Genomic DNA, 11,233 nt, shown 5'->3' on the forward strand with positions numbered 1-11,233 from the left:
CGGCACCTCACGGAAACGGGTGGGGAACGGAGTGGATTTCGTCGTCGCGCAGGTCGCGGTCGAGAAGCCCGGCGGCGCGGAACGCGGTCCGCAGCCGCCGGGCGTGCGGGGCGCGCTGGCGCAGCCAGCCGAAGTCGATCGGCAGGAGTCCGGGGACCAGCACACTCACCGTCGTCAGACCCAGCTCGCGTTGCTCGGGGGTGGTCTGGTCCACGGCGATCACGTCGAAGCCCTGCGCGGTCACCTGCTTTAGGCAGTGTTCGAGGTCGTCGCGGAGGTCGGGGGTGACCGGTGGGGCGGGACGGTCTCGCTCGTACAGCTGGGTCATCGGGACCGGTGCCGTGCCGTGATCAAGCAGGAAGGCGGCGTGTCGCGCCATCTCCGGCAGGCCGTAGAGCAGCGGGTGGTCATGCAGGCCCCGCACCCGGGAGAAGTCGGTCGTCATCCGACGCAACCGGGCCTCGTCGGCGCGGGCGCGCACTCGCACCATCACCGAGTCGGTGGCGATTTCGCAGAGCGCCGCGGTGATCGCGGCCTGCGGGTCGAGGCTCGCCCCGCCACCGAAGGCGAGGGTACCGAGACCGCCGTCCTGGCGGACGGCCACCGCGGTCACCACCGGAATGTCGAAGGTGATCCGGGTGTCGAAGAACCGGGCCCGATAGCCATACATCGCCAGCCGGTCCACCATCATCCGGGCCCGTGGCCGGTCGATGCTGGCCGGGTCGAGCTCCGGTAGGGACCGGCCGCCGTACCACGCCAGCAGGAAGGCATCCCGCTCGATCGCCTCCATCAGGCCGTGGTAGATCGCCTCCACCATGGAGCCACCGGAGGCGCAGCCGTTCGAGGTCTCCTGGACGAAGCGCTCCTCGACACTCGCCGCGTGGTAGTAGGCGAGCACCTCCGGCACCAGCAGCGTGCGCTGGTCCCGCAGGGACCAGCCCCACACCCACGTGATGGGCCGGTCCACGTCGAACCGGTGCAGGTACGCAGTGGCCTGGTAGAAGGCGTCGGGGTAGAGCCCACACTCGCGTGGGTCCAGGGCGTCGTCGCCCAACTCCCGCAGGGTCGCGGTGACCGCGGTGCGCTTGCCCCGCGGGCGCAGGCCGGCGGCGCGTTCCATTCCCTCCAGCACCGCGATCCGGGCGCTACTCCGGTAACCGTCGGCGTGCCCACCGTAGAGCGTCTCCCGTAGGAAGCGGCCACAGCGCAGGGTGAACGAGCCGACCGCCGGGGAGGTGGAGAGCGAGGTGACGTCCTGCCACAGGCCGCCACCGAGCGCCCCGCACACCGGGTTGGCGAAGGCCGCGACGTTCAGCGGGTAGTCGTCCAGGTGCCGGCCACGAAACGAGTCCGCCGCCGATTTCGGGGTGGCCGGCAGCTCGATCGCCGCCAGCTCCGGAGCGTCGGCGACCATCGTGCCGCAGCCCGGGCACTCGGGGTCGGGCAGCAGTGGCACCTGCTGCACCCGCAGGGTCGACAGGTCGACCTGAAACACCGTGCTCGGCGTCCCCGTGCTGGCCGATCCGGTGTCGGCGGTGCCACGCGCCGCGATCAGCGCATGCAGGAAGTCCGCGACGAGCGGGGTCGCGTACGGCCAGGGACCCACCGCGGCCGTGTCACCGCCCAGCTCCACCGCGTCACGCAGGTCGCGGTGGCGCACCGCCTGCCAGCGCCGCGCGAGGCAGGTCGCACAGGCAGCCGCCGGCCGCACCGGTGCGATCAGCGCCAACTGCCCGTAGAGCAGCACCCGCGGCCCGCGTTCCGGGCGAACGGTCGCGCGGAACTCGTCCCGCACCCCCAGCGCGACCACCTCCGCGTCGCAGCCCCGCTCGGCGAGCAGCCGGGTCAGGCCGGCACAGACCAGGTCATCGGTCCCGGCCGCACCGTCGCTCACCGGTCGCCTCCGGCGGCCAGCAGCACCCGGACCGCCACCAGCCCGCCCGTGGCCAGGTCCGCCCCACCGACGGGTGCCACCAGCACGTCGTAGCCGAGCTCCGGTAGCCGCTGGAGTACGTCGGCCCAGCGGTGAACCACCCCAGCGGCGTCCACCTCGCCGTGCACCGGCACCGTGCCGGCGTCGAAGTCCACCAGCACCGGGTCGCCGGTGTCCGGTACGACCTCGGGGTCCTGCGCCCGTAGTTGGGCCTGACCGAGCACGTCGCGTAGCGCCGCCGCGGCCGCCGCCGTCCAGTCCGGATCGGCGGCGAGTGCGTACGTCCATTGGCCGCGGCTGGGGTCGAAGGAGCGGGCCAGCAGCACCGCCACTCCGGTGTCGCGCTGTCCGCCGAGGTCGAGCAGGTCCATGGTGATGCCCAGGTTCGCCGTCGACCTGGTGAGAAAGAGCAGCTCGGGGGTGCCGCCGATGGTCGCAGAGCGAACCTTTTGGACGGTCTCCTGGCCAAGGATGACCTGTCGTAGCCGCTGTCCGGCGAGCGCCGAGGCGAGGCCCGCCCGGACGGCCTCGGTGAGGTCCTCGCCCGATCCCCCGCCGGCGTTGGTCGGTTCGGCACCGTGTCCGCGGTTGGCCGCCCCAAACGGCTCCAGCACGGACGTCGGCACCGCCACCGCCTCGCGGGTGAACAGCGACCGGGCGGTGGCCCACGCGTCCGGCTCGGCGGCATCCCAGCCCGAGGCGAGGCCGAGCCGGGTGGCATCGATCCGCGGGAGGTCGTGGGAGGCGGGGACGGCGGCCGCGATCCTGCTGGTGTTGACGACGGCCGCGACCCGCAGTGCCCGCAGCCGGGCGGCCGCGACGTGGTGGAGATCGAACGCGGCCACCGTACGACGCTGGCCGCCGCCGTCGGTGAACTCGACCGCGCCGACCTTGACCGGGGTCTGGTCCCAACGCTCGTCGTCGTAGCGGCGAAACACCCCCAGATGTGGCTGGAGCAGCGGCTGGTGGGCCTGGAGCCGGGCGAGCGCTTCCTCGGCCTCGGCGGCCGGGTCGGCCCCGGGCCCGGTCTCGACAGGTGCGTCGTCCAGCCCACCGGTGAACCAGGCCGGTTCGGGCGGGACCGGCCGGCAGAAGGCGCACCGGGGGTGCGGGAGCAGTCGCTCGGTCAGCACGTCGAGTGCGGCGAGGTGCTGCACGATCACACTCCCGTCGGTTTCGGCGGGCAGCGCGCCGGTGGTCAGCCGGAACACCTCGTACGCCAGCAGATTGCCGATCATCGCCGCGAGGGGGCCGTCCGGCTCGGCGGCGGCTGGCGCGGCCCCGGACGGCAACGCCGCCGCCTGCCACACCCGCCCGGCGCCACCGGTCTCGTCGTTGTCGGCGAGCCGCAGCATGACGCAGCACCAGCATCCGGTCCGGCCAACACCCTGGACCGGGCCGACCAGCATCCGCCCGCCGGCGACCCAGGCGGGCAGCAGGAGCCGGCCGGGGGGAATTCCGGCCGCGAGTAGCCGCAGCGTGTCGCGGGGCGCGTCGTCCCCGGCGGCCACGACCACGATCTCCGCCGCGGCCAGCTCGGACCAGCCGACCTCGGCACCCGGGTCGGGTAGCGGCACGGCGGTCGCGGCGCAGCCGGAGGCGCTCAGCGCAGCCAGCTCCGGGGTGAGCCGCCGGACGACCGCCGGCGAGCTGGTCACCGTGGCGGCGCCGTTGCGCAGCAGCCCGGTGGCGCAGGCGGTGGCGACCGGACCGGCGCCCAGTACCGCGACCGAGGTGTTCCGGAAGGTGGCGAAGCGTTGCGGCGCCCGGTCGGTGTAGTGGTCGAGATAGGCGATCTGGGTGGCGAAGTGCGTGGCCACCGCCGAGCCCAGCATCGTGGTCGGGTCGACCTCGGCCTCGGGGACGTCCCGGGCGAAGCCGCGCGCGTAGAGAGCGGTCACCAGCTCACCGATCAGGGCCCGCTGTCCAGCGGGCAGTCGGGCACAGATGTCCGCGACCTGATGCCGCCCGTTCAGGTGCGGGACGAGCAACGATGCCAGCCGGTACGCGGTGGCGGAGGAGAGCCGGAAGCCGCTGGTGGCGTTGTGGAACACCACTCCGTCCTCGGTCCGGGTGAACAGCACGTCATGGCGCACCCGGGGTCGGGTCTGCGCCACCGTGTCGTATGCAGTGCTCATCGCAGGGTTCCCTTCGCTCGGTGCGGTGGGCCGGGGTGGGGGGCGTGCCGTTCGGCCACCAGCTGGGCGTGTCGCCGCAGCAGGGCTCGTATCCAGTAGTGCTCCGCGGCCTCCTCGACCAGGCTGTGGTCAACCAGCCCGTCGAGCAGGTCGCGAGCCGTGGCCGGGTCAACGTCGAGCAGCTCTGCGGCGGCTGCGGCGGTGCTGACGGTGGGAGTCGCGGTGGCCAGCCGGACGAAGGCCGCCGCCAGTGTTTCGCCGGCTCGGGACAGGGCCTCGTCGAAGCGGTGGCCGAGTGACATGTCCGGTTCGCCGGGCAGACTCAGCCGGCTCAGCGGGTCCACCCGCAGCCACTCCACCGCCGCCGCGAGTCCGGTCCGGGTGCGCAGCAGGATGCGGGTGGCGGCGATGCGCAGCGCGAGTGGCAGGTGGTCGCAGAGCGCCGCGATCTCGGCGGCACTCTCTGGGTCGGCATCGACCTGCTCGGGCCCCAGCACGGAACGGAGTAACCGGAGCGAGTCGGCGGGGTCGAGCGGCTCCACCCGGTGCAGCCAACCGCCAAGTCGGGTAACGGGACCAGAAAGACTCTGTCGGCTGGTCAGCAGCAGCGCGTCGCCCGGCGCCAGCAGGGCCGGCATACCTCGTAGGTGACTGCCGTTGACCACGTCGTCGGCGATCAGCAGTCGTCTGCCCAGCTGGGCACCGTGACCGTGGTCGACCGGGGTGAGGGCCTGCCCCTGGGCATCAGGTCGCGACCCGGGGGCCGCCGCCACCCGGAGTTGGCCGCCGGGGAACTGGGGGGCCACGAGTTGCCCAACGTGCTGCGCCAACGCGGTTTTGCCGACGCCGGGTGGGCCGGTGAGCACCACGATCGGGCAGTCCGCGCGGAGGCGGTCGGCGATGGTCTCACCGAGCGCGTCTCGACCGATGAGGTGGGACACGGCCGGGCGCCGGGGCACCGCGATGGCGGATCGGCCCGCCGGGGTGACCGGAGTGGACGCTTCGCCCCGCAGAATGGTCAACTCCAGCTCACGCAGGGTAGGCCCCGGAGCGATGCCGAGTTCGTGGCGAAGATGTTCCCGGATCCGGCGCAGTTCGGCCAGGGCGTCCGCCTGCCGACCGGTGCGGTAGAGCACCGAGGCGAGTTGCGCGGAGAAGCGCTCGTTCGCCGGGTACGCGCGGTTGGCGGTCCAGAGGTCCACGAGCGCGGAGCGGTCCCGACCGAGGCTGATCTTCAGATCGCACACCCGCTCGATCGCTCGAACCCGCTCCTCGCTGATCCGGGGCACGACGTCCCGATGCAGTGTCTCTGATGGCACGTTGGCCAGCATCGGGTCGCTCCACAGCGCGAGCGCCTCCTCCAGCCTCGCCAGTTCGGCCTCTGGCTCGGTGGTCTCGCGGGTGTGGCCGATCAGCTCGCGGAAGCGCATCAGGTCGACGGTGGCGGCGCTGGCGGTGATCCGGTAGCCACCCGGCACCGTCCTGATCACGCTGCCGGTGATGCCGTGGCGGTGGAAGAGTTGCCGCAGCCGCAGCGTGCAGGTCTGCAACGCGGCCTTGGCCGCGGCGGGCTGCGCGTCGCCCCACACCGCCTGCTGCAGCGTGCTGACCGAGATCACCTCGTCGGGGTGCAACAACAGCGCGGCGAGCAACGAGGTCACCTTCGACGGTGGCAGAACCAACGTGTCCCCAGCGCTGCTGAGGGTCAACGGGCCGAGCACCCGGAACACCGCCGGTCGGGCTGGCAGGTCACCGCCGGACGGGTGCACCGCAACAGGCTCCATCGCCATCTCCCGTCCACATGGACGTCCGGTACTCGTTCACCCCTGCGGCGGCACGATGTGCCGCGTTCAATCGCCCCCCGCTGCCCGATGTGGTCTGAGAACACCTGGTATTTACGGCGATACCGCATGATCTGGAGCAAATTCGGGAATGCGGTTGGATAGCGCGATGTAGTGGCCTCACGGTCCGCTCCCCTAATCGGATTCGCGATTCGACCGCTGCCGTTTTCACAAATGTGTCGACTATCCACATCTGCCCGGTACGCATCGGGCACCTCCCCTCAGCCGCCGGTCTCCTGGCAGCGCCGCTGCGATCATCGTGCGGCTCCGGCGTCGTCCGCGTCAGCACCCGGGCGTTGCCGGAACCGGCCGTGGCCGGTTCCGGCAACGCCCGGGGCAGCCAGGACCGATGGGCTTGCCGGGCGACAGTGACGCCCCGGCGTGGGGAGCCGAGGATGGCACCGAGCCGGATCTCCAGAGCGACCGGGGCACCGGACGCCGAACGGCCTGGGCACGGGTCGCACCACGAAGGTCGTTCGATACCAGCCAAAGGCGATCCTCAATACCCGAACCTTGCGGAGGGGGCAGATTTCACTAATGTGAACACCTGATAGAACTGGTGGAGGCAACCTTGCTCGACAGGCTAGGCATATCGGCGGGAATCGAAGCCGTCTACTGGGCGATGGTGGAGCACCCGACCTGGAACGTCGATGAACTCGCTACGAGCCTGGACGTACCGGAGGCGGTCATCCGCGATGCCTTCTCCGCCCTGGCCGACCAGGCGATCATCCCACCGCCACCCAACCAGGAAGGCAGTCTGCGCTCGGTGAGCCTGCGGCTCGGCCTGCTCGCCCTGCTGCACCAGGCCGAGCAGCAGATGATCACCCAGCAGGCGAAGCTCCTGGCGGCCCGCGCCTCGGTGCTCGCCCACACCGCCAGCCACGACACCCACCGCGGGCGGGAGGAAATCGTGCGGCTGGAAGGATCCGACACCGTGTGGGAACGCCTGACCGAGCACGCCTGCACCGCATCCGAGAGCATCATGACGCTGACCACCGGCCGGGCGGTGCCACCGGGAAGTATCGAGACCGCCAAGACGCTGACCCGGATCGCCCTCTCCCGTGGAGTGACGATCCGCCACATATACCAGGAGAGCACGCTGGACGATGCCGGATCCCGAGCATACGCCGAGCTGATGGCGGAACAGGGCGAGGAGAGTCGGGTGATGTCCGAAGCGCCGATTCGGATGACCCTGGTCGACCGACAGTTCGCCCTCATCCCGATCGGGCCACAACCCCGCCGGGGCGCGTTGGAGATCCGCGGTAGCTCCCTGGTCTCCACGCTGTGCCTCCTCTTCGACCTGCTCTGGGAGAAGAGCAGAGAATTCCCGAGATCAGCCACGGCCGACGGGGACGGCCTAACTGACCAAACCGTGGCCATCCTCCGGCTACTCCGGCAAGGGCTTACCGACGAGGCGATCGGCCGCCAACTCCAACTTTCCGAGCGGACCGTCCGTCGCACCGTCCACGACCTGATGCGACGCCTCGATGCGAAGAGTCGATTCCAGGCCGGCGTGGAGGTGGCACTGCGCCGCTGGATCTGACCCCACCAAAGGGGGGACCGCGTCCACTACCGGCTCGTGACACATCGTGACCGAAGGCGGCCGCCTTCGGTCACGGCGCGGCGATGGTGGCCCGGGCAGCGTTGGACGCCGGCGCCGCCTGGCTCGGGGTGACCTCGGCGTCCGAGGCACCTGCCCTGCGCCGGGCCGGCATCAGCGCCCCCCACGCTCAGCTGGTTGCATCGGCCCGACGACGAGTTCGACGGCCTCGAGGAGTCGTCCTCGACCTGGCCCGGGGCGCGGGAGAGCTCGAGCAGCAGGCGCAGCTCGGTCGGCGCGAGACCGACCGGCACGCCATTCCTACGGACCACCAGCGGGATGCGGTCGATCGTCAGAGCACCGCGCGGTGAGCATGATGATCGGGAGGTCGCCGAGGCTCCGGATTCGCGGACAGACCTCGAACCCGTCCATCCCCGGCAGCATGGGGTCGAGGACGACATCACAGGTGTCCTCGTGCACATGGGTCAGCCCCTGCTCGCCGGTCGCCACCACGTCCACCGTGGGGCCCCTCCGGGTCAACGCCAGCTGCAGTCCATCGCGCACCGTCTGATGGTCTTCGATCAGCAGAACGCGGGACATGTCGCCGCGTATCGCACCCTGAGCCGAAACCGTTTCGTATGTGGAGGCGGCCTGACAGTCGCCGCCCGCCGCGACTGGTTGTCGCGACGGGCGGCGTAGAAGTCGTCGTGGTCAGCTGATGGTGTCAGGCTGGGTCGACAGGAGGCTCTGGGTCCATCCGCCCGCATCCACCGGGTCGTCCAAGTGGTACACCACGTCGCTGCCGTTGCGGTCGTACGGGTTGACATCCTGGTAGTGGTACATCGCCCCGCTCGCGTCGCGGGCGTAGTAGATGCCCCCACCGGGCGACATCAGATGGGTGAAGCCCCAGCCGTCGGGGTCGAGTGTTGCCCCGTCCCAGTCGCCAGCACCGTTGATCTTGTATGACCGGAGAGTGCCGTCACTGGTCGTCCCGAGGATCCAGTTCGGGCCGGTAGCGGTAAGCGTGTTCAGCGTGAAGCCACTGTCCGCGATCACCGTATTGCTGTTGATCGTGACTGAATGCGTCGCGACGGTGACGCCGTACCGACGCAGTTGACCATCAGAGATGCCGAAGAGGTTGCCGGCACCGTCGTACGCGAGCAGGTCATGCACCCAACCCCTCGAGTCGATCTCGACGGGGGGCTCGAAGGTAAGCGAGGCATTATTCGTGTTGACATCAACCCGGTAGAGCTTACCGTCCGTGGAAGTGACCAGGATGGTGTTGAAGTTCATCGTTGCCATTGCCTTTGGGGTGAAGCCCAGGGAGGCGCTGGAGATCACTGGCCCAAACGTCCGGTCCCCGGTAGGCGCATCGATCACCGAGTAGGTCAGCCGGCCGTCGGGGAGGATGCCATACACCGAGGCGTTGCCGGCTACCTGATTCGCCGACCACCACGTGGTGCGCTTCTCCGCGCCAGCCCAGCTGAAGCTGAAGTGAATATGGTCGGTGTGCGGGCTGGCCCCACTGTAGGGCCGCCAACCGGAAGAAGCGTCGTACGACGACCAAATCTGCTTATTCCAGATGATATACATGATGCCAAGCCGGCGGGCCATAGCATGCTTATTGCCGTAGGAGTCCGTGGCAAGCAGCCAGTTGAGTAGGTCGGCCGCGTCCGCACGATCGGCCGAATTGAAATAGTTGAAATGGTAGTCGAGAGCTCGTCCTTCATGGTGCTCGCTGACGCTGCCGCCACTACACTGGCGTCCGATACCTGACTGGTGGGTATCATAGGTAGCGTTCAGCAGATCCCTAAAGGCGACCACGCCGGGTTTGGCGGTTGGATCACACGTGTCCTGGCCGTCATACGCCGCGTATCCGTCGATTGTAGACCCAAATACAGGTGTTGTGGGAGCCGCCTGAGCTGCGGCCGGAGCCACAACACCAGCCGCCACCACTGCGGCGACAGCCGCCAGCGCAGCAAGCTTCGGATTCTTCAAACCCACGTGCACGAAATTTCCTTTCACCCGATCTTAAACAGCAGTTCTGGTGCTTGCGTCAGCGCGGCCACCATGACAACAGCCAGCCACGCACCGTTAGCCTGCTCGAATTACCCGCTCTCCGGACCACCTCGAACAAGGGAGCTTCCTGAACACCGAGCGAGCCCCCCGCGCCATGCCACGTAAAGCGTCGCAGTTCCAACCACCGATGTCTGTGGGTAAACCCTGGCGTAAAGTCGCCTGGCGGGGTCACGCCACCCCTCGCGGCGCGGCACCTACCCGCCCGATACCGAAGGGCTCCGTTGCGGGGTGAATTCCTATCCCACCAGGGTCGGATGGTCGGCTTCGAACCGGCTCGGGTCAGCAGCGCCAACTGGGCCCGCTTGTCGGGCATGTCGATCTCCGCGGCGAAGGTGAACCCCGCGATCCGCAGGTCGGGGCACACCGGCTCCAGCGTCAGCTTGCCAAGGTCGAGGATTTACTCCTGATAGATCACGTGATCTCGCGCCCTTCGTTGGGTGCGCGGATGAGCATCGGGCCAGCAGTTTGGTGCCCGGCGGGCGGGAAGCGGTACCATCGAAGCTTCCGCTTAGGTTAACCTCTCCCAACTTAGGCTGACCTTAGCTGGAGGTCTTGTGAGACGGAACTGGGAGGGTCTGGTCCTCCGGGCCATGGGCGGTCGGGACTTCCGGCTCACCGTGTTGGGCACCGAGTCGGTTGCCGGGCGCTACCAGCGGCTACTCCTTGACGACGGTGGGCTCCTGGCGGTGTGCGGCGTACACCCGACGATGTGGATCCGGCTCTGGTTCGAGACCAACGGCCGGGCACACCAGCGGGCGTACACACTGGTCGACCCAGATCCCGCAACCGGGCGACTCACCCTGGAGTTCGCCATCCACGACGGCTGCGCCGCCCGCTGGGCCACCACCGCGCAGGCCGGGGACACTATCGACGCGACCGTGCAGGGCAGCGCCTTCCAGCTGCCCGACCCGGCGCCGGAACACCTCTACCTGGTCGGGGACGCGGCGTCGCTACCGGCGGTCAACAGCCTCCTCGACGCTGGCGCCGGCATCCCCGCAACGGTGTGGCTGGAGTTCGCCCATGAAGACGAGAAGGCGTTGACTCCGCGCGCCCGGGCGCACCACGACGTGACGTGGGTGCCGCGCCGCGACGACGGGCAGCACCTGGTCGACACCGTCTGCGCCGCACTACCGTCCGGCGAGACCGCGCACTACTGGGTGGGGTGCGAGGCCGGCAGCACCCGCCGCATCACCCGGCACGTACGGCGGACGCTCGGCGTCGGCAAACACCAGCTCACCTCCCTCGGCTACTGGCGGGCCACCTGATAGACCGACTCGACAGCCCGACCACGAACGACGAAGCCGCGATGCGATGAGCGGCGCCTCAGCGACCGCGACCACGCCGGTCAACCCCCATGGCCCTGTGGAGGGCTACGGCACGCTGCTGGCCGGGCTACTCATCATGGGTACGGGCTGCGCGCTGGCGAACCCGGCCATCGTCGAGGCGGTGACGAGCGCGATCCCCACGGACAAGGCGGGCGCCGGGGCCGGCGTTGACGGCACCATGACCGAGGTTGGCAGCAGTCTCGAATCGCCGTGCTGGGTGCGGTGCTCAACGCCCGCTTCGCCGCGCTGTTGCCCGCCGCGCTGCTGCACCAGGCCGACCGCATGTCCGCCCGTGATTGAGACATCCCACGCTGGATGCTAAAGCCTTAAATTCAGATTCGGCTATCTTGAGCTGTCAGGGGAGATTGCCAAGGAGG

General features: G+C 69.6%; 8 protein-coding genes and 2 pseudogenes. 4 read left to right on the top strand and 6 right to left on the bottom strand.

The window, feature by feature from the left end; all coding sequences use genetic code 11:
- Positions 1-7 precede the first annotated feature (7 nt).
- From B118_RS0117430 to B118_RS0117440, 3 genes are read right to left on the bottom strand one after another with little or no spacing between them, the layout of a single operon-like run.
- On the bottom strand, positions 8-1,894 hold the full coding sequence (locus B118_RS0117430; protein ID WP_028193092.1) for a TOMM precursor leader peptide-binding protein: 1,887 nt from the start codon (positions 1,892-1,894) through the stop codon (positions 8-10).
- A complete protein-coding gene (locus tag B118_RS0117435; protein ID WP_018812283.1) occupies positions 1,891-4,071 on the bottom strand; it encodes a TOMM precursor leader peptide-binding protein in 2,181 nt (726 codons plus the stop codon). The genes B118_RS0117430 and B118_RS0117435 overlap by 4 nt, the downstream gene beginning before the upstream one ends.
- Positions 4,068-5,861 carry an AfsR/SARP family transcriptional regulator gene (locus B118_RS0117440; RefSeq protein ID WP_196231404.1) on the bottom strand — a complete coding sequence of 598 codons (1,794 nt, stop codon included), beginning with the start codon at positions 5,859-5,861 and terminating at the stop codon, positions 4,068-4,070. Before B118_RS0117440 ends, B118_RS0117435 begins: the two co-directional genes overlap by 4 nt.
- A gap of 673 nt (positions 5,862-6,534) precedes the next feature.
- Between B118_RS0117440 and B118_RS0117445 the strand changes: the two genes are divergently transcribed.
- Both B118_RS0117445 and B118_RS32980 read left to right on the top strand, forming a co-directional pair.
- A complete protein-coding gene (locus B118_RS0117445) occupies positions 6,535-7,455 on the top strand; it encodes a helix-turn-helix domain-containing protein (protein WP_018219583.1) in 921 nt (306 codons plus the stop codon).
- Positions 7,456-7,538: 83 nt separating this feature from the next.
- Positions 7,539-7,823 (top strand): hypothetical protein, encoded by a 285-nt coding sequence (locus B118_RS32980; protein ID WP_238323967.1) that lies wholly within the window; start codon positions 7,539-7,541, stop codon positions 7,821-7,823.
- On the opposite strand, the gene B118_RS0117455 is transcribed toward B118_RS32980, so the two are convergent.
- From B118_RS0117455 to B118_RS30615, 3 genes and pseudogenes are all read right to left on the bottom strand, one after another.
- On the bottom strand, positions 7,774-8,016 hold the full coding sequence (locus B118_RS0117455) for a response regulator (RefSeq protein WP_272945102.1): 243 nt from the start codon (positions 8,014-8,016) through the stop codon (positions 7,774-7,776). The two genes, B118_RS32980 and B118_RS0117455, sit on opposite strands and share 50 nt — an antisense overlap.
- Before the next feature lie 147 nt (positions 8,017-8,163).
- On the bottom strand, positions 8,164-9,456 hold the full coding sequence (locus tag B118_RS0117460) for a VldE C-terminal domain-containing protein (protein ID WP_238323968.1): 1,293 nt from the start codon (positions 9,454-9,456) through the stop codon (positions 8,164-8,166).
- Positions 9,457-9,767: 311 nt separating this feature from the next.
- A pseudogene (locus B118_RS30615) lies at positions 9,768-9,883 on the bottom strand (GNAT family N-acetyltransferase); the annotation flags it as partial.
- 202 nt (positions 9,884-10,085) lie between these two features.
- On the opposite strand from B118_RS30615, the gene B118_RS0117470 reads away from it, so the two are divergent.
- Entirely contained in the window at positions 10,086-10,796 is a 711-nt protein-coding gene (locus B118_RS0117470) for a siderophore-interacting protein (protein WP_026270878.1), read from the top strand.
- A gap of 88 nt (positions 10,797-10,884) precedes the next feature.
- A pseudogene (locus tag B118_RS31815) lies at positions 10,885-11,120 on the top strand (MFS transporter); the annotation flags it as partial.
- Positions 11,121-11,233: the final 113 nt, after the last annotated feature.

It is taken from the genome of Salinispora pacifica CNR114, assembly GCF_000514775.1.
In the GTDB taxonomy this organism is placed as follows: domain Bacteria; phylum Actinomycetota; class Actinomycetes; order Mycobacteriales; family Micromonosporaceae; genus Micromonospora; species Micromonospora pacifica.